16 protein-coding genes are annotated in these 16,951 nt (G+C 64.2%); 5 read left to right on the forward strand and 11 right to left on the reverse strand.

Going from position 1 to position 16,951, the window contains the following annotated elements:
- The first annotated feature begins 26 nt into the window (after positions 1–26).
- Positions 27–2,909 (forward strand): GGDEF and EAL domain-containing protein, encoded by a 2,883-nt coding sequence (locus tag BM186_RS12810; protein ID WP_074915705.1) that lies wholly within the window; start codon positions 27–29, stop codon positions 2,907–2,909.
- Between the two features lie 33 nt (positions 2,910–2,942).
- Here the strand turns inward: BM186_RS12810 and BM186_RS12815 are convergent, their stop codons facing one another.
- On the reverse strand, positions 2,943–3,368 hold the full coding sequence (locus tag BM186_RS12815; protein ID WP_074915707.1) for a VOC family protein: 426 nt from the start codon (positions 3,366–3,368) through the stop codon (positions 2,943–2,945).
- 109 nt (positions 3,369–3,477) lie between these two features.
- Between BM186_RS12815 and BM186_RS12820 the strand changes: the two genes are divergently transcribed.
- Positions 3,478–4,347, forward strand: coding sequence for a LysR family transcriptional regulator (locus tag BM186_RS12820; RefSeq protein WP_074915709.1), 870 nt, complete (start codon positions 3,478–3,480; stop codon positions 4,345–4,347).
- Between the two features lie 59 nt (positions 4,348–4,406).
- Here the strand turns inward: BM186_RS12820 and BM186_RS12825 are convergent, their stop codons facing one another.
- The 3 genes from BM186_RS12825 to BM186_RS12835 all read right to left on the reverse strand — a co-directional run bounded on the left by BM186_RS12825 (position 4,407) and on the right by BM186_RS12835 (position 8,650).
- On the reverse strand, positions 4,407–7,010 hold the full coding sequence (locus BM186_RS12825; RefSeq protein ID WP_074915711.1) for a TonB-dependent receptor: 2,604 nt from the start codon (positions 7,008–7,010) through the stop codon (positions 4,407–4,409).
- A 105-nt stretch (positions 7,011–7,115) separates the two neighbouring features.
- Positions 7,116–8,066 (reverse strand): FecR family protein, encoded by a 951-nt coding sequence (locus tag BM186_RS12830; protein ID WP_074915712.1) that lies wholly within the window; start codon positions 8,064–8,066, stop codon positions 7,116–7,118.
- A 62-nt stretch (positions 8,067–8,128) separates the two neighbouring features.
- On the reverse strand, positions 8,129–8,650 hold the full coding sequence (locus tag BM186_RS12835) for an RNA polymerase sigma factor (protein ID WP_074915714.1): 522 nt from the start codon (positions 8,648–8,650) through the stop codon (positions 8,129–8,131).
- 236 nt (positions 8,651–8,886) lie between these two features.
- Between BM186_RS12835 and BM186_RS12840 the strand changes: the two genes are divergently transcribed.
- Together BM186_RS12840 and BM186_RS12845 are read left to right on the forward strand one after the other, a co-directional pair.
- A complete protein-coding gene (locus BM186_RS12840; protein ID WP_074915715.1) occupies positions 8,887–9,477 on the forward strand; it encodes a biliverdin-producing heme oxygenase in 591 nt (196 codons plus the stop codon).
- Positions 9,470–9,868 carry a YbaN family protein gene (locus BM186_RS12845; protein ID WP_074915716.1) on the forward strand — a complete coding sequence of 133 codons (399 nt, stop codon included), beginning with the start codon at positions 9,470–9,472 and terminating at the stop codon, positions 9,866–9,868. Before BM186_RS12840 ends, BM186_RS12845 begins: the two co-directional genes overlap by 8 nt.
- A gap of 177 nt (positions 9,869–10,045) precedes the next feature.
- Here BM186_RS12845 and BM186_RS12850 read toward each other — a convergent pair whose 3' ends face one another.
- The 7 genes from BM186_RS12850 to zur all read right to left on the reverse strand — a co-directional run bounded on the left by BM186_RS12850 (position 10,046) and on the right by zur (position 15,833).
- Entirely contained in the window at positions 10,046–10,816 is a 771-nt protein-coding gene (locus BM186_RS12850) for a MetQ/NlpA family ABC transporter substrate-binding protein (RefSeq protein ID WP_074915718.1), read from the reverse strand.
- 64 nt (positions 10,817–10,880) lie between these two features.
- Entirely contained in the window at positions 10,881–11,549 is a 669-nt protein-coding gene (locus BM186_RS12855; protein ID WP_012020239.1) for a methionine ABC transporter permease, read from the reverse strand.
- Positions 11,549–12,556 (reverse strand): methionine ABC transporter ATP-binding protein, encoded by a 1,008-nt coding sequence (locus tag BM186_RS12860; RefSeq protein ID WP_074915720.1) that lies wholly within the window; start codon positions 12,554–12,556, stop codon positions 11,549–11,551. The genes BM186_RS12855 and BM186_RS12860 overlap by 1 nt, the downstream gene beginning before the upstream one ends.
- Before the next feature lie 172 nt (positions 12,557–12,728).
- Positions 12,729–13,574 carry a PA5502 family lipoprotein gene (locus tag BM186_RS12865; protein ID WP_074915722.1) on the reverse strand — a complete coding sequence of 282 codons (846 nt, stop codon included), beginning with the start codon at positions 13,572–13,574 and terminating at the stop codon, positions 12,729–12,731.
- 200 nt (positions 13,575–13,774) lie between these two features.
- Entirely contained in the window at positions 13,775–14,563 is a 789-nt protein-coding gene (gene znuB / locus BM186_RS12870) for a zinc ABC transporter permease subunit ZnuB (protein ID WP_021487357.1), read from the reverse strand.
- Positions 14,563–15,351 carry a zinc ABC transporter ATP-binding protein ZnuC gene (gene znuC, locus BM186_RS12875; RefSeq protein WP_074915732.1) on the reverse strand — a complete coding sequence of 263 codons (789 nt, stop codon included), beginning with the start codon at positions 15,349–15,351 and terminating at the stop codon, positions 14,563–14,565. The genes znuB and znuC overlap by 1 nt, the downstream gene beginning before the upstream one ends.
- Positions 15,348–15,833, reverse strand: coding sequence for a zinc uptake transcriptional repressor Zur (gene zur, locus BM186_RS12880; RefSeq protein ID WP_072425248.1), 486 nt, complete (start codon positions 15,831–15,833; stop codon positions 15,348–15,350). The genes znuC and zur overlap by 4 nt, the downstream gene beginning before the upstream one ends.
- Before the next feature lie 66 nt (positions 15,834–15,899).
- On the opposite strand from zur, the gene znuA reads away from it, so the two are divergent.
- The gene (gene znuA, locus BM186_RS12885) at positions 15,900–16,844 is read left to right on the forward strand and encodes a zinc ABC transporter substrate-binding protein ZnuA (RefSeq protein ID WP_072425249.1); all 945 of its coding nucleotides are present in this window, start codon (positions 15,900–15,902) and stop codon (positions 16,842–16,844) included.
- Positions 16,845–16,951: the final 107 nt, after the last annotated feature.

Raw genomic sequence — 16,951 nt, forward strand, 5'->3', positions numbered from 1 at the left:
AGGCAACCATTACAAGAAAATCGCCTATGACCGCCACGACTAGCGCCGTAGTTCAAGAGGTGACGCTGGACCCGCATCAGGCTGAACGTCAGTTCGCCACGGATATTGCCGTCGAGCGTACCCGCCTGTTGTTCCAGGGGTCGCGCCTGCCCACGTTGCTCATGCTGCTGGTCGGCCTGGCCTGCAGCCTGTTGCTGTGGAGTCAGCAGAGCGCACCGATGCTGGCTGCCTGGCTGGGCTGGGTAGTGCTGCTGGCGCTGTTGCGCCTGACCCAGGTGAATGCCTTCAACGAGGCGCTGCCGAGTCGCCAGGCCGAGCCCTACTGGCGACGCATCTTCCTTTTTGGTGCTGGTGCGTCCGGGTTGACCCTCGCCTTCGCCGTGATCGTGCTGGTGCCCACCGATGTGTTCTACCAGCAGGCCCTGGTCTACGGCCTGATTGCCGCAGCGATTCTTTCGGCCAGCGTGGCTTATGCCGTCAGTCTGTCAGCCTTCCTCACCTTCGCCTTGCCCTGCCTGCTGCCGTCGGCCGGCTTCCTGCTGCTCTCCGGCAGCGGCCTGCAACGTGGTTGGGGGCTGCTCAGCGTAATGCTGTTGCTCGCCCTGCTGGTGGTGGCATGGCAGGTCAATCGCCTGGTGCAGCGCAGCTTGCTGCAGCGGTTTCACAACCTGGCGCTGATCAGCAACCTGGAGCACGCCAAGCAGCGTGCCGAAGGGCTCAATGAAGAACTGGCGCGTGAGGTGGAGCAGCGTCGTCGTGCCGAGCGCGAATTGCGCGGCGCCCATGGCGAGTTGGAAATGCGCGTGGCCGAACGTACCCTGGAGCTGGACGAAGCGACCCATGCCCTGGGCAAGAGCCAGGCGCGCCTGGCCCTGGCGTTGGAGGCCAGCGAGCTGGGGCTGTGGGACTGGGATCTGGAAAGTGATCAGGTGCACCACTCGCACCTGCGCGAGCTGTTCGGTCTGGAACCGGGCCAGGTGCAGGTGATGCTGCGTGACCTGACCCCGCGCCTGCACCCGGATGACCTGCCGGGGCTGCGCCGGGCGCTGGTCCGGCATCTCAAGGGGCGCAGCGAGGATTATCAGATCGAATACCGCGTGCGCCATGTCGATGGTCACTGGGTCTGGGTCGAGGACCGCGGCCGTGCGGTCGAGCGCGATGCCAGCGGCCGTGTACGGCGCATGCTCGGCACGCGGCGCGATGTCAGCGCGCGGCGTCAGCAGGAGCAACAGCAGCGCCTGGCGGCGACGGTGTTCGAAGCCGCCAGTGAAGGCATCTTCATTCTCGACCCCGACTACCGCGTGCTGGCAGTAAACCGCGCGTTCAGCGCGGTGACCGGTTACAGCCGCGAAGAGGTGGTCGGGCGCACGGTGACCAGCCTGATCGGCAGCCGCGAGATGCGCCGGCAATACCAGATGATCCGCCAGGAGCTGGACAGCAGCGGCACCTGGCAGGGCGAGCTGATCGAGACACGCAAGAGCGGCGAGCTCTACCCGCAATGGCTGCAGCTCAACCTGGTGCGCGATGCAACGGGTCGGCCCAATCATATCGTCGGTTTCTTCGCCGATCTCAGTGCGCGGCGCGAGGCCGAGGAGCGCCTGCGCTATCTGTCGCACTACGACGACCTGACCGGCCTGGCCAACCGCAGCCTGTTCAAGGAGCGTCTGCACGATGCCAGCCAGCGCGCCCGCCAGAGCGGGCGCAGCATCGCCCTGGTGCATATCGACCTGGACCGTTTCAAGCTGCTCAACGACAGCCTCGGCCATGAGGTGGCGGACCAGTTGCTACGCCAGATGAGTCGTCGCCTGACCCAGGCCGTACCGGAGGCCGACTGCATCGCACGGCTCTCGGGCGACGAGTTCGCCATCATCCTCGACGCCTACGGCAGCCTCTCCAGTCTGGCGCGGGTGGCCAGTCGGCTGCTGGCCAAGTTGCGTGTGCCGATGACCGTCGGCGGCCACGAGCTGGTGATCAGCGCCTCGCTGGGTATCAGTCTGCTGCCGGACTACGCCCGCGAGATCAGCGCATTGATCAGCCAGGCCAACATGGCCGTGCAGCATGCCAAGCACCTGGGTGGTAACACCTTCCAGTTCTTCACCGACAACCTGCAGGCTTGCACCCTGGAGCGCCTGCAACTGGAGAACCAGCTGCGCAAGGCCATCGACGAAGGCCAACTGGAAGTGTTCTACCAGCCCAAGCTGAACCTCGCCGACGACCAGCTCAACGCCGCCGAGGCGCTGGTGCGCTGGCGCCATCCGCAGCAAGGCATGGTGGCGCCTGGCGAGTTCATCGGCCTGGCCGAAGAGACCGGGTTGATCGCGCCGATTGGTGAGTTCGTGCTGCGTCAGGCCTGCCGTCAGGCGCGCCAATGGCAGCAGGAAGGGCTGGCGCAGATACGAGTGTCGGTGAATATCTCGGTGCACCAGTTGCGCCAGGGCAACCTCACCAGCCTGGTGCGCCAGGTGCTGGAAGAAACCGGCCTGGCGCCTCAGTACCTGGAGCTGGAGCTGACCGAAAGCCAACTGCTGGATAACGTCGACAGCGTCATCGTCACCTTCCGTCAGTTGCGTGAGCTGGGGGTCAAACTGGCTATCGACGACTTCGGCACCGGCTATTCCTCGCTCAGCTACCTCAAGCGTTTCCCGGTGCATTACGTGAAGATCGACCAGACTTTCATCCGTGATCTCTCGCCCGGTGGCGAGGACGCGGCGATCACCCGCGCGATCATCGCCATGGCCCACAGCCTGGAGTTGAAGGTGGTGGCTGAAGGTGTGGAAACCCAGGCGCAGATGGACTTTCTCAAGAGCCAGGACTGCGACGAGATTCAGGGTTATCTGATCAGCCGCCCGGTGGAGGCCAGCGCCTTCGCCGAGCTGCTGCGCGCGCAGCTCGACAACCCATTGGATTGAGCGGCGCTTGCTCGCTACCCGGGCAGCGCGCGCTTACTTGGCGAACAGCTGGCCGATGTCCTTGAACGCCTTGAACTCCAGAGCGTTGCCACAGGGATCGAGAAGGAACATGGTCGCCTGCTCGCCGACTTGGCCCTTGAAGCGCACGTAGGGCTCGATGACGAACTGCGTCTCGCGGCTGCGCAGGCGCTCGGCCAGCGCTTCCCAGTCGGCCCAGCCTAGGACCACACCGAAGTGCGGCACCGGCACGTCGTGTCCATCCACCGGGTTGCTTACGGCTGCTTCCTGGTAGGCCATCTTCGGCGCTTCGTGGATGACCAATTGATGGCCATAGAAATCGAAGTCCACCCAGTGCTCGCTGCTGCGCCCTTCGGCGCAGCCGAACACCTCGCCGTAGAAATGCCGAGCGGCAGCCAGGTCGTAGACGGGAATCGCCAGGTGAAAGGGAGCAAGGGCCATCACGTAATACCTCTGTCGAGTTTTCGCTCCAGCCTATCAACAGCGAAATTGTGGGAAAGCGAATATTGTTGCTAACAAGCTCAAATAATTTTGATCATTCGAGGCGCCGATGCTGCGTGAACTGAAAACCTTCATCACCGTCGCTCGCCTGGGTACCTTCGCTGCTGCGGGTCAGCAGGTGGGGCTGACCCAGTCGGCGGTCAGTGCGCAGATGCGCGTACTCGAGCAGCACCTCGGCGTGCGCCTGTTCGACCGCAGCGGTCGCGCCGCCGTGCTCAATGCCGCCGGCCGCCACGCCCTGCCACTGGCCGAGCAGATGCTCGCGCTGTACGCGCAGATGGCGCTGCCGCCGGCCGCCGATCAGTGGCAGGGCGAGCTGCGCGTCGGCGCCATCGCCACCTTGCAGACCGGCCTGCTGGCCGAGGCGCTGCCACGCTTTCGGCAACTGGCACCGCGGGTCGAACTGAAGCTGGTGCCGGGTGTGTCCTTGCAGCTGTTCAGCCAGCTGGATGCGGGTGAGCTGGATCTGGCGTTGTTGATCAAGCCGCCGTTTGCCTTGCCCAAGGAGTTGCTGGAAGTACCGCTGGCGCGCGAGCCCTTCGTGCTGATCGCACCGCTGCATGTGGATGGAGACGACCCATTGCGCCTGCTCGCCGAGCAGCCTTTCGTGCGCTACGACCGCGCTTCGTTCGGCGGGCGCCAGGTGACCCGCTTTCTGCGTGAGCAACGCCTGGACGTGCGCGAGGCGCTGGAGCTGGATGAACTGGAAGCCATCGTGCGTCTGGTGGAAAACGGCATGGGCGTCGCCCTGGTACCGCGTGCGGGCCTGTGGCTGCAAAGACCGACGCGCCTGCGGGTGATCGAGCTGGGCGAGCTGACCTTCCATCGCGAGCTGGTCGCCCTGGTGCGCCGTGCACAGCGACAGCCGGCATTGGATTGCTTGTTGAACTGTCTTGAGTTGAGAGAGGCGCCTGGATAAGGGCGGCGCGCTGCTGTCTGCGCCGGAAGTGACGGTTGCGGTCACTTCCGGCTGCAGGCTCAGATGTCCCAGACCAGATTGATCGCGAAGTTACGCCCCGGCTGGGTCAGGCGGTCGAGGTTGGCGGGGCTGGTCACACCTGCTTCGCCAACGGCGTCGTAGCCACGCACGTCATCCCACAGCCAATACTTCTTGTCGGTCAGGTTATACAGGCCGGCGTTAACGGTAAGGTCGTCGGTCACCTTGTAGTAGCCAGTAAGGTCGAGGATACCGAAGCCGGGGCTGGCGAACTGGCTGCTGCTGCCGTCCGGTCTGTTGAAGCTGCTGTCGTCGATACGCGTCTTGCGCTTGACCAGGGTCCAGTTCAGCAGACCGCCGAAACGCTCCTGCTCGTAGCCCAGGCCAAATACGCCAGTCAGCGGGTTGACACTGTTGAGTGCTTCGCCAGTGTCGTCGTTACGACCACGGGCATAGGCAATCGAACCTTGCGTGTAGAGACCTGGAAGAGCGCCGAAGCTGTCCAGGTTCAAGCGGCCCTTGACCTCCACACCGCGAATGCTGGCATGGCTGATGTTCTGCGATTGAAAGGCTAGTGCGGTGCTGTTGGCGGTGATGGCGTTTTCGTCGATGAAGTTGCGGTAGCGGTTGTAGAACACCGCTATGTCGAAGCTGCCGCCCTCGAACTGGCCGCGCAAGCCTGTCTCCACGCCGCGACTCTTCTCGGGTTCCAGGTTCGGATTAGGCTCGACGGTGTAGCCGCCGGCGACGTTCTCGAAACGCCCATACAGTGCCTTGGCCGTAGGGGTGCGGAAACCCTCGGCATACTGGCCGAACCAGGTGTAATGATCGTCGAAGGCATAGGTGATGCCGAGCTTCGGCGAGACGCGGTGCCAGGTTTTTTCATCGTCGCTGTACTCGGTCACACCGCTGCTGGTGACCGTGGCGAGAAACTCGTCTGTCAGCTCCGGCCTCATACGGGTGTAGTCGTAGCGCAGGCCGGGCAGGAAGGTCCACTGGTCCCAGCGGATTTCGTCCTGAGCGAAGAGGCTGTAGGTTTTGATGGTCGGATCGGGGAAGTCGCTCTGCGGTGTCAGGGTGTCAGAGGTGTTGGTACTGATAGCGCCGACGCTGGTGCAGCTGGCGCTCAGCACCTGCAGGCAGATGCCTTGGCCAGTACGCAGCCCGGTGACTTCTTCGCGCTTGAGGGTGGTGCCGTAGGTCAGCAGGTGGTCGGTCTGGCCGAGGCTGAAGGCCTTGTCGAGCTGCATATCGAAGACCCATTGGCGATCTTTGTACGTGGTGTCGCGGTAGCGCATGACGTTACGGGTGGCCGCTCCGGTCATGAAGCTTTTCGGCACATAGTGCTCAGCTGTGTTCTGGTCGGTTTTCGCCACCTGGTAGTTCAGGCTCCACTTCAGTTTGTCAGCCAGCAAACTGTCCACAACCAGGCTGTGCTCCAGGCCGAAGCGCTCGCGGGTAATGGTGTCATTGCCCTTGCGCGATTCGTAGTAGTTGAAGCCGCTGCCGGCGTTGAACGGCCCGCCTACAGCGCTGAGCTGATTGGTGTCGCGGTCGCTCTTGTACTTCTCGTAGGTCAGTTGCAGGCGATCACTGTCGTTGTAGTTCCAGCCGAGCTTGGCCAGCAGGTTGGTGGTGCGTACGTCTTCGGGGTTGGCCTCGGTGCGACCCAGGCCGGTGCCGCCAGTGCTGCCGTAGGACTCGGTTTCGTGGCCGTTGCGCTGGGACAGATGCAGCAGGGCGTCGAACTGTTCATGGCGACCGGCAACGGTGGCCGAGGTCAGCCAGCTGTCGTCGGCCGAGCTGTAACCGGTTTTCAGGCGTGCGCCTGCATCCTTGCCGTCTTTGATGATGTCGTCGGCATCGAGGGTGAAATAGCTTACTGCGCCGCCAATGGCACTGCTGCCGTACAGGGCTGAAGCCGGGCCACGAAGAATCTCCACGCGTTTGACGATTTCTGGATCGACATAGTTGCGATGGGTCTGGGCGTAGGGGCCGTTGAAGAAGCTGGCCGGTACCTCGACGCCATCGACCTGCGTCAGCACGCGGTCACCATCGATACCACGAATGTTGTAGCCAGTGATGCCGGCACGCTGGCCGGCACCACCGACGGAGACGCCGGGCTCGTTGCGTACAAGATCCTTGATGCTATTGACGTTCTGCTGGTCGAGTTGCTCGCGACCGAGCACGCTTACCGATACGGGAACGTCATTCACGCTTTGCTCGTGACGTGTAGCGGTGACCGTCGTCGGCTGCAGTGCGAGCGATTGCGCAGGGTTCTTCACCAGCACCACGCTGCGTTCCCCAACGCTGCGGTAGCTCAAACCGGTGCCTTCGAGCAGGCGCGCCAGGGCCAGTTCCGGTGATTGGCGGCCGCTGGTTCCCGGCGAGTCGATACCCTCGGCCAATTGTGCCGGCAGGCCGATCTGCCACCCCGTGACGTCGCTGAATGCGTTCAGCGCAGAGACCAGTGGCTGGCGCTCGATGGCGAAGCGGTAACCGCTCTGGCTCTGCTGCTGGGCCGCTGGCGCCAGCTCGGCAGCATGGGCCAGTGGCAGGCCGGCGCAGGCGATGGAGAGGGCCAGCAGCGACAGGCTGGCGGTGGACAGTCGCGGGAAATGCGGGCGCCTGGTGTGAAGGGGCATCGTTGTGCTCTCTGCGGGTGTCGTCGGAAGGTCAGTTAATGCGAATTGTTTGCATTGTTCTGACGGGACGAACGAAACCCTTACTGAGCGTAAAAATTCTTTTTCTCAGTTGAGAATCAGCAGCGATGGGTACTCTTGTAGCTGCGCCGAGGTCACCTGCGCCAGCGAGCGCATGATGTCGGCGGGGTCGCTTAGGCGATAGTTGCCGGTGATGCGCAGATCATCCAGTTCGGCGTTGCGGTTGATGATCCAGCCGGGGTAGTAGCGGCGCAGTTCAGCCAGCACTTCGTGCAAAGGGCGGTCATCGAAGATCAGACGGCCGTGAACCCACGCCAGCTGATGGGCTGTGGCGCCGTGGATGCGCTTGCCGACACCGTCCGGGCCAACGCGGATGCTGTCGCCGCTTGCCAGGTAGATGCGCGTGTCGTTGCCGCGCGCATGCACCTCGATCTCGCCGCGTTCGACGCTGACTTCGGCGGCATCGTCGAGATAGCGCACGGAGAATGCGGTGCCGCGTACCGATATCAGAACGGGGCCAGCGGTCACCTGAAATGGACGACTGCTGTCCTTGGTGACATCGAAATAGGCTTCGCCTCTGAGCAGTTGCGTGACGCGCTGACTCGCGTCGATCTGGCTGGAGAATGCACTGCCGGTGTTGAGCAGTACGTGCGAGCCATCGGCCAGATCCAGACTCTGGCGCTGGCCAACGGCCGTGACATGATCGGCGCGCAGGCGCAGCAGCAGATCACTTTGAAGGGTGATGCCGACCACCAGCAGCAGCGAGGCGGCGATCGCCAGTGCCCCCCTGATGCGCCGCGAGCGCTTGGGCGCCGGTTGCCTGCGCTGCTGCAGGCGCGCGGCTGCGCTGACCAGTGTGGGCGATTGCCAGCACTGCTGCACGCGCCCGAATGCCTCGGCATTGGCAGGGGAGGCGGCCAGCCACTCGGCGAATCGCGCCCGGCAATCATCGTCCGCATTTTCCAGCAGAAGCAGCCAGTCCAGCGCCTGGCTCAGCGATTCGTCGCTGTCGGTGGGGGTTCCCTGCTGCTGGTGCATCGGGCTGCTCTCGAAACCGGGGGGCAATATTCTGGCCGAAGGTGCGGGGGAACGATAGTCGCTCATGTCGGAGGCGCGAGGCGCTCGATCAGTGTCATGCACAGGGTCATGATCAGTTTCAGTTCTTTCTGCACCGTGCTGGTCGATACACCGAGCTCTGCAGCGATCTCCGCGTAACCCTGGCCATGCAGACGGCTGAGGATGAAGATGCGTTGCTGGCGTTCGCTCAACTGCTCCAGTGTGTTGCCCAGTCGTTGCAGCAGGCGTTCGGCGTGCAGACTGTCTTCGCTGGATGAACCCGGAGCGGGAACAGCCTGCATGATTTCGTCCGGCACGTCGTCGAGCATGGTGCGCGACTGCATGCGCTCGCGGCGCAAGTGGTCGAGCGCCAGATTGCGACCCGTCTGGAAGAGAAAGGGCTCGAGGTGATCGACCGGTTTGTCGCGCAGGCTACGGGCGACCCGCAGGTAGGTTTCCTGCACCAGCTCCTCGGCGATGCTGGCGTTCTTGACGATTTTCACCAGCGTGCGCAACAGCGGGGTGCGCTGGCTGATGAATACGCTGTCTAGATTGGGGATGGTCACTGGCAAGCCTGGTTCGCCGACTACGATGTGAATAATAATCACTTTTAATAAGGCCGGCTAGCGAGCGCAGCAGGAAGCCCTTCTGCAGCGCCATATCCCCGTTTCGCTTTATTTTTACGGAGCTTGGCAGGTTCGTTCGTCTTTATAAGGCAGTGGCGGTCGAACGTCCTGCGCGCTTCATCGAGCGGTGCAGAGACGGGCTGCCTTACTTCATGCCAGTAATCAGCGAGCTTTCCATGACCGCCTCTTCGCAACTGTCCCATCCGCTGCGTTCGCAGCGCCTGAACCAGATCACCCACGAGCCGCACAGTCACCTCGACAACCTGGTCAAGAGCCATGATCCTTTCGCTAGCCCTGAGCGATTTTCCCATTTCGTGGCCGCCCAGTATCTGTTCCAGCGTGACCTGGAAAAACTCTATAACGACCCGGAGTTGATCAAGCTGGTGCCTGATCTGCCGCAGCGCTGCCGCGTCCAGCAGGCTGTGCTGGACCTGGCCGATCTACAGCGCGCGCTGCCTGAGGGCGATGACAGCATCCGCAACAAGGCCATGGGCATCGGCGAGGCGCTGGCCTGGTTGTTCGTTTCCGAAGGTTCCAAGCTGGGCGCCGCCTTCCTGCTCAAACGCATGCCGGCGCTGGGCCTCAGTGAAACCTTTGGCGCGCGTCACCTGGGCGAGCCGGAAGGTGGTCGTGCGCAGGGCTGGAAGGCCTTTACCGCCGTGCTCGACAGCGTCGAGCTGGATGCCGAGCAGGAGCGTCTGGCCGAGGCGGCGGCCATCGCGGCCTTCGAGCGCTTTACCGTACACCTGGAACGCTGCTTTGCCTGAAGCCACCCTGGCGCGTTCGGCCTGGCAGCGCTGGCTATGGCTGCTGCTGGCTTACCTGAGCATCGGCATGGCCATGCTCGGGGTGATACTGCCGGGCCTGCCCACCACCGAGTTCGTCCTGCTGGCGGCATGGGCGGCGTCGCGCAGTTCGCCGCGCCTGGCCGCCTGGCTGGAGAATCATCGGGTGTTCGGCCCGCTGCTGCGTGACTGGAAAAACGGCGGCCTGATCGCCCGGCGCACCAAGTGGGTGGCCAGTGGCAGCATGCTGCTGGCGCTGACCATCCTGCTGCTGACCGTCAATCATCTGCCTTCCGTGCTGTTCGCTGCTGCCGGCATGAGTTGCGGCGCGTTGTTTATCTGGACGCGGCCGGAAAAACCCAGAGCCAGGTAGGGTGCGCCGTGCGCACCGACGATTTCGGACGATCGTAGTCCGGATGCAATCCGGGGCGGTGGCTGCGTTGCGCCCCGGTGCGCACGGCGCACCCCACGGGTTGGCCGACACATTCCACGCATAAAAATGCCGCGCAGCTTTGCAGCGGCGCGGCATCGGGTACAGCGTCAGCGGCGATCAGAACGCCGGCACGACGGCGCCTTTGTACTTCTCTTCGATGAACTGCTTGACCTCGGCGCTATGCAGGGCCTTGACCAGCTTCTGCACGGCGTCGCTGTCCTTGTTGTCGGCGCGGGTCACCAGGATGTTGACGTACGGCGAGTCGCTGCCTTCGATGGCCAGGGCGTCCTGGGTCGGGTTCAGCTTGGCTTCCAGGGCGTAGTTGGTGTTGATCAGGGCGAGGTCGACCTGGCTCAGCACGCGCGGCAGAGTGGCCGCTTCCAGTTCACGCACCTTGATCGCCTTGGGGTTCTCGACGATGTCCTTCGGCGTGGCGAGGATGCCGGCTTCCGGCTTGAGCGTGATCACGCCGGCCTTCTGCAGCAGCAGCAGAGCGCGGCCGCCGTTGGTGGCGTCGTTGGGGATGGCCACGGTGGCGCCTTGCGGCAGCTCGTTCAGGTTCTTGATCTTGCTGGAGTAGGCGCCGAAGGGCTCGACGTGCACACCAGCAACGCTGACCAGCTCGGTCTTGCGGCTGGCATTGAACTCGTCCAGATACGGCTGGTGCTGGAAGAAGTTGGCGTCGAGGTTCTTCTGCTGCACCTGCAGGTTGGGCTGCACGTAATCGGTGAACACGCGCACCTTCAGCTCCACGCCTTCTTTGGCCAGGGCCGGTTTGACGAATTCGAGGATCTCCGCGTGCGGCACCGGGGTGGCGGCGACGTTGAGGGTTTCGGCCTGGGCCGAGAAAGCCGCGCAGGCGGCGATGGCAGTCAGCAGCTTCTTCATTTCAAGGTTCCTTTTGGGAAGGTTGGCGCGGTTCTCGCGGGTGGCGAGTCGCCGCTTTTCATAATCACTTGCGAGAAAAATGTACGACGAGGCGATCACCGACCATCTGCAGCACCTGCACCAGAATCAGCAGCAGGATCACGGTCACGGCCATCACGTCCGGCTGGTAGCGCTGGTAGCCATAGCGCACGGCCAGGTCGCCGAGGCCACCGCCGCCGATCAGGCCGCTCATGGCGGTGTAGGACACCAGGGTAATCGCGGTGACGGTAGTGGCCGCGAGCAGGCCGGGCAACGCCTCGGGCAACAGCGCGCGGGTGATGATCTGCCAGGTAGTGGCACCCATGGCCTGGGTCGCTTCGATGATGCCGCGCTCGACCTCGCGCAGGGCGGTTTCCACCAGGCGGGCGAAGAACGGCGTGGCGCCGACCACCAGCGGCGGGATGGCGCCGGCCACGCCCAGCGAGGTGCCGACCAGCAGCTCGGTGAAGGGGATCATCAGAATCAAGAGGATGACGAAGGGCACCGAGCGCAGGATGTTCACCACCAGCGACAGCGCGCCGTACAGGGCCTTCTGCTCGAACAACTGGCGCGGACCGGTGAGGAACAGCAGCACGCCGAGCGGCAGGCCGAGCAGCACGGTGAACAGCATCGAGCCGAGCAGCATGTTCAGAGTGTCGAGGCTGGCCTGCCAGATTTCCGGCCAGAACACGTTGGGTAGCAGTTGTTCGAGCATCAGCGCAGTACCTCCAGATGCACGTCGGCGGCTTCGAAGCGCGCCAGCGCGGCGTCGATGTCGCCACCGGTCAGGGCCAGGGTGAGCTGGCCGTAGGGGGTGTCCTTGATGCGGTCGATGCGCCCGGCAAGGATGCTGTAGTCCACACCGGCCTCGCGGGCCACGGTGCCCAGCAGCGGGGCGTAGGTGGCTTCGCCCTGGAAGGTCAGGCGCAGGATGCGGCCTTCGACATGGGCAAAGTCATCGCGTTGCTCGGCCTCGTCGACATGCTCGGACTCCTGCACGAAGCGCCGCGTGGTCGGGTGCTGCGGGTGCAGGAACACCTCGGCCACCGGGCCTTCCTCGACAATGACACCAGCATCCATCACCGCCACGCGGTCGCAGACGCGGCGGATCACGTCCATCTCATGGGTGATCAGCACGATGGTCAGGCCCAGTTCACGGTTGATCTCGGCCAGCAGTTGCAACACGGCGGTGGTGGTCTGCGGGTCGAGGGCACTGGTGGCCTCGTCGCACAACAGGATCTTCGGCCGGGTGCTCAGCGCACGGGCGATGCCGACGCGCTGCTTCTGCCCGCCGGAGAGCTGCGCCGGGTATTTGTTGGCATGATCCTGCAGGCCGACGCGGGCCAGTAGTTCGGCGACGCGGGCGTCGATCTCGGCGCGGCTCAGCTCGCCGGCCAGGCGCAGCGGCATCGCGATGTTGTCGGCCACGGTCTTCGACGACAGCAGGTTGAAGTGCTGGAAGATCATCCCGACCTGCTGGCGGAAGCGGCGCAGGCCGGTGGCATCGAGGGCGGTGACGTCGACGCCGTCGATCTCGATGCGACCGCCCGAGGGTTCCTCCAAACGGTTGATCAGGCGCAGCAGGGTGCTCTTGCCGGCGCCGGAGTGGCCGATGATGCCGAAAACCTGGCCGCTGCCGACCTGCAGCGTGGTGGGCTGCAGCGCCGGAATCTCGCGACCGGCGACGCGGTAGGCTTTGTGGACGGATTGAAACTGGATCACGCGAACGACCTTTTGGGTGTGTTCAAGGGCGGGCCTCAAGGTGGAAGGGGCCGGCCATCGGGCGCCGGGTGGGGCGCAAAAGGGCGCTAGTTTACCCGGCGGTGTTTAGGCCGAGAAAATCTTTGTTGGCCTATGGTTATTACAAAATGGCATTACCGATAAGTAACAGACATCAGCTGCGCTTTGGGCTCAACAGCAGGCGTGGCACCTGTTGCGGAGCGATCTTCTGGCTCAGCTGCGGACGAAAGCTCGGGTCGAGCTTCTTGATGCGTGCCGAGAGCAGCGCCGCGACCCAGGGATAATCCTTGGCTTCGCGTACTTCGATGCGCACGGCGCAGCGAAAGGTCACGACATCCGCCGCCACGCTGTCGAGCAGGCGGCGCAGGTTTTCGTTGTCCTGGTTGTCCAGCATAGGCATGGCCACGCTGCTGGTGGCGGCGTTCGGATCGATCAGGCGCGCTGTGGGCTTGCTCTCGACCACTGGTGCTGGCTGGCTTGCGGCTACCGGAGCGGCTGCTGCCTTGGCCGCTGCCTGGCGCTCACTGGCCTGGCGCTGCTGGCGCAGTTGCTCCTGGCGCTCGGCATCAAGTTTGGCGGTTGCATCGCGTGCCTGTTGCTCGGCAGCCACCTGGCGTGCCGTACGGGCGCTGTCGATGGCCTGGTTGAGATCGTGACTCAGGGCCGGCGCCTGCGGCATCAGGCTGCGTGCCTGGCCCAGTGCTTGCGCGGCGCGATCCAGATCGCCCTGCTGCAGCGCTTCGCGGCCCTGCTCCATATAGGCTTCAGCCAGCTGCCGCTGGTACTGCTCCAGGCGCGTGTCGCGGCTGGCACGTTGCTGCAGCGTGCTGAGCTGGCTGCGCGCATCGTCGAGGCGTTCTTCGGCCAGGCTCAGGTCGAGCTGACGGAAGGCAACGACCAGATCGTCGACCGGCGGGAGACTGTGCTGCTGGCTGCTCTGGCAACCGGCCAGAAGTAGAACCAGAAAAAGCGGAAGACCACGAAAAGCGAACGACTTCATAACTACGCGTCTCGAATTGTGCAAAAAACGCGCAATCATACCGGTTTACGGCCTCGATTTCACGCTGTTCGGGGGCCCTTGCCCATTCATGGGAAAGGGCTGGGGGGGAGGTTACAAAGATGAGCCGTAGCCCGGATACAATCCGGGAACAACCTGGCGCAGCTGTCCCGTATTGCATCCGGGCTACGCGCGATGCGCCGTCAACCGCTGCGCTTGGGTAATGCGAAACTGGCCAGGAACAACGCAGCGGCACTGACCACGATGGACGGCCCGGCCGGGGTGTCCTGATACCAGGACAGCGCCAGGCCGCAGCACACCGCCAGCAGGCCGAGCAGGCTGGCGCCGACGGCCATCTGCTCCGGTGTACGTGCGTGGCGCTGGGCAGCGGCGGCGGGGATGATCAGCAGCGAGGTGATCAGCAATACGCCGACGATCTTCATCGCCACGGCGATCACTACGGCAATCAGCAGCATCAGGGCCAGGCGAATCGCCGCCACCGGCAGGCCTTCGACCCGCGCCAGTTCCTCGTGCACCGTGATCGCCAGCAGCGGCCGCCACAGCCAGGCCAGTAGCGCCAGCACCAGCGCGCTGCCGCCGATGATCCAGGCCAGGTCGGTGGGGCTGACGGCGAGCAGGTCGCCGAACAGGTAGCTCATCAGGTCGATGCGCACGTCATGCATGAAACTCAGCGCCACTAGGCCCAGCGACAGGGTGCTGTGGGCGAGGATGCCCAGCAGGGTGTCGGAGGCCAGCGGCTGGCGCTGCTGCAGGGTCACCAGCAGCACGGCGAGCAGCACGCAGCCGACGGTCACCGTCAGGGTCGGGCTGACGTCCAGCATCAGCCCCAATGCCACGCCAAGCAGGGCAGCATGGGACAGGGTGTCGCCAAAATAGGCCATGCGCCGCCACACCACGAAGGAGCCGAGCGGGCCGGCCACCAGGGCCAGGGTCAGGCCGGCGAGCAGGGCGTTGAGCAGGAAATCGGGCATCAGTGTTTGCAACCAGGGCCGTGAACGTGAGCCGGGCCGTGGATGGTCAGGCCTGGCTGAACCACGCCGCCATGCAGGTCGTGAGCGTGGTCATGATGGTGGTGGTAGACGGCCAGGCTCTTGGCGTCCTGGCCGAACAGTTCGATAAAAGCCGGGTCGCCACTGACCTGTTCCGGGTGGCCGGAGCAGCACACGTGGCGGTTGAGGCAGACCACCTGGTCGGTGGCGCTCATCACCAGGTGCAGATCGTGCGACACCATCAGCACGCCGCAACCGTGGCGCTCGCGCAGCCGCGAGATCAGCCGGTACAGCTCGGCCTGGCCGGCGACATCGACGCCCTGCACCGGCTCGTCGAGCACCAGCAGTTGCGGCTCGCGCAGCAGGGCGCGGGCCAGCAGCACGCGCTGCATCTCGCCCCCGGAAATGCTCTGCAGCGGGCTGTCGGTCACCTGTTCGGCACCGACCTCGGCCAGCGCTGCCTGAGCGCGAGTGCGATCCACACCCGGCACCAGACGCAGGAAACGCAGCACCGACAGCGGCAGGGTGGCATCGACATGCAGCTTCTGCGGCATGTAGCCAATGCGCAGGCGTGGGGCCCGGCGCACGTTGCCACGTTCTGGTTGCAGCAGGCCGAGCACCACGCGCACCAGGGTGGTCTTGCCGGCGCCATTGGGGCCGATCAGGGTGACGATTTCGCCGGGCTGTACGCTCAGCTGCACGTCGTCCAGCACAGGCTGGCCGTTGAAGCTGACAGCAACCCCATCGAGACGGATCAGCGCGTCGCTCATGCCGTGCCCTTGCAGCCTGCGCACAGGCCAACCACTTCCACGGTCTGGCTTTCGACGACGAAACCGACGCCGGCTGCACTGTCGACGATGGCCTGACTGATCGCCGGTTGCTCCAGTTCGGTCGCCGCATGGCACGCGCGGCAGATCAGAAACTGGCCCTGATGCGCATGCTCAGGGTGGCTGCAACCGACGAAGGCGTTGAGCGAGGCGATGCGGTGTACCAGGCCGTTTTCCAGCAGGAAATCCAGCGCGCGGTAAACCGTCGGTGGTGCGGCGCGGCGACCGTCTTCGTCGCTCAATACGCCGAGAATGTCGTAGGCGCCGAGCGGCTTGTGGCTGGCCCAGACCAGCTCCAGCACGCGTTTGCGCAGGGCGGTCAGGCGCAGGCCTTGGCGCGCGCAGATGGCCTCAGCCTCGGCCAGGGCATGGCTGACGCAGCGGGAGTGGTCGTGAGGGCGTGCAGCCAGGGGTGTGTCGGTCATGGGCAAGGACGGCGCTGGTAAGAGACGTTATTATATTACCCGTTCAATTCCATCCGAGTATGCCCCGTGTTGCGTCTTTTCTGTCTCTTTACCCTGCTTTTCGTCGCCAGTGCCCAGGCCGAGGTGCGTGTGCTGACCAGTATCAAACCGCTGCAACTGATCGCCGCGGCGGTGCAGGACGGCATCGGTTCGCCTGACGTGCTGCTGCCTCCAGGCGCCTCGCCGCACCATTACGCGTTGCGTCCGTCAGACGTGCGCCGGGTGCGCGATGCCGACCTGCTGTACTGGATCGGACCGGATATGGAAGCCTTCCTGCCACGGGTGCTGGGCAGCCGCGACAAGCCCCAGGTGGCGGTGCAGGATCTGCCCGGCATGACCCTGCGCCACTTCGGCGATAGCCATAGTCATGACGAGCACGAGCACGACGAGCATGATCATGGCCACGAACATGCCAGCGATGACCTTGGCCATGATCATGATCATCGTCCGGGCAGTCTGGATGCGCATCTTTGGCTGGCAGCGGACAACGCCAAGGTGATCGCCGCGCGCATGGCGGCAGACCTGGCCAAGCTGGATGCCGCCAACGCCGCTCGTTACGCCGCCAATCTGCAAGCCTTCGAGGCGCGCCTGGATGTGCTCGATGGCCGCATTCGCCCGCAGCTGGCCGCTTTGCAGGGCAAGCCGTATTTCGTCTTCCACGAAGCATTCGACTATTTTGAGGCCGCCTACGGCCTCAAGCACGCCGGCGTGTTCAGCGTACTGACCGAAGTACAGCCCGGTGCGCGCCATGTCGCTGCCATGCGCAAGACGCTGCAACAGACCGGTCCGAGCTGCGTGTTCAGCGAGCCGCCGCTGCGCCCGCGCCTGGCCGAAACACTCAGTGCCGGTTTGCCGGTGAAACTGGCCGAGCTCGATGCGCTCGGCGGCACTCTGCCCGTCAATGCCACTGGCTATGAACAATTGCTGGAAAACCTGGCCGGTGGCCTGAGCGAGTGCCTGAATAGCCTGTAAGACCTTTGGCGTCGTGAGCGTTTTTCACGTAGCCCGGATACAACTAATCGAACATCCTGCCCCGTGGGAGGGGCTTCAGCCGCGACCCGCCGAGCTACGAACTGTAA

The sequence above is a fragment of the Ectopseudomonas toyotomiensis genome (assembly GCF_900115695.1).
Lineage (GTDB): Bacteria > Pseudomonadota > Gammaproteobacteria > Pseudomonadales > Pseudomonadaceae > Aquipseudomonas > Aquipseudomonas toyotomiensis.

Coding starts and splice junctions, on each gene's coding strand:
- znuB (WP_021487357.1), bottom strand. CDS start 14,563: ATGCCCGATTTCCTGCTCAACGCCCTGCTCGCCGGCCTGACCCTGGCC.
- BM186_RS12850 (WP_074915718.1), bottom strand. CDS start 10,816: ATGAAGAAGCTGCTGACTGCCATCGCCGCCTGCGCGGCTTTCTCGGCC.
- BM186_RS12865 (WP_074915722.1), bottom strand. CDS start 13,574: ATGAAGTCGTTCGCTTTTCGTGGTCTTCCGCTTTTTCTGGTTCTACTT.
- BM186_RS12810 (WP_074915705.1), top strand. CDS start 27: ATGACCGCCACGACTAGCGCCGTAGTTCAAGAGGTGACGCTGGACCCG.
- BM186_RS12820 (WP_074915709.1), top strand. CDS start 3,478: ATGCTGCGTGAACTGAAAACCTTCATCACCGTCGCTCGCCTGGGTACC.
- BM186_RS12855 (WP_012020239.1), bottom strand. CDS start 11,549: ATGCTCGAACAACTGCTACCCAACGTGTTCTGGCCGGAAATCTGGCAG.
- znuC (WP_074915732.1), bottom strand. CDS start 15,351: ATGAGCGACGCGCTGATCCGTCTCGATGGGGTTGCTGTCAGCTTCAAC.
- BM186_RS12830 (WP_074915712.1), bottom strand. CDS start 8,066: ATGCACCAGCAGCAGGGAACCCCCACCGACAGCGACGAATCGCTGAGC.
- zur (WP_072425248.1), bottom strand. CDS start 15,833: ATGACCGACACACCCCTGGCTGCACGCCCTCACGACCACTCCCGCTGC.
- BM186_RS12840 (WP_074915715.1), top strand. CDS start 8,887: ATGACCGCCTCTTCGCAACTGTCCCATCCGCTGCGTTCGCAGCGCCTG.
- BM186_RS12815 (WP_074915707.1), bottom strand. CDS start 3,368: ATGGCCCTTGCTCCCTTTCACCTGGCGATTCCCGTCTACGACCTGGCT.
- BM186_RS12825 (WP_074915711.1), bottom strand. CDS start 7,010: ATGCCCCTTCACACCAGGCGCCCGCATTTCCCGCGACTGTCCACCGCC.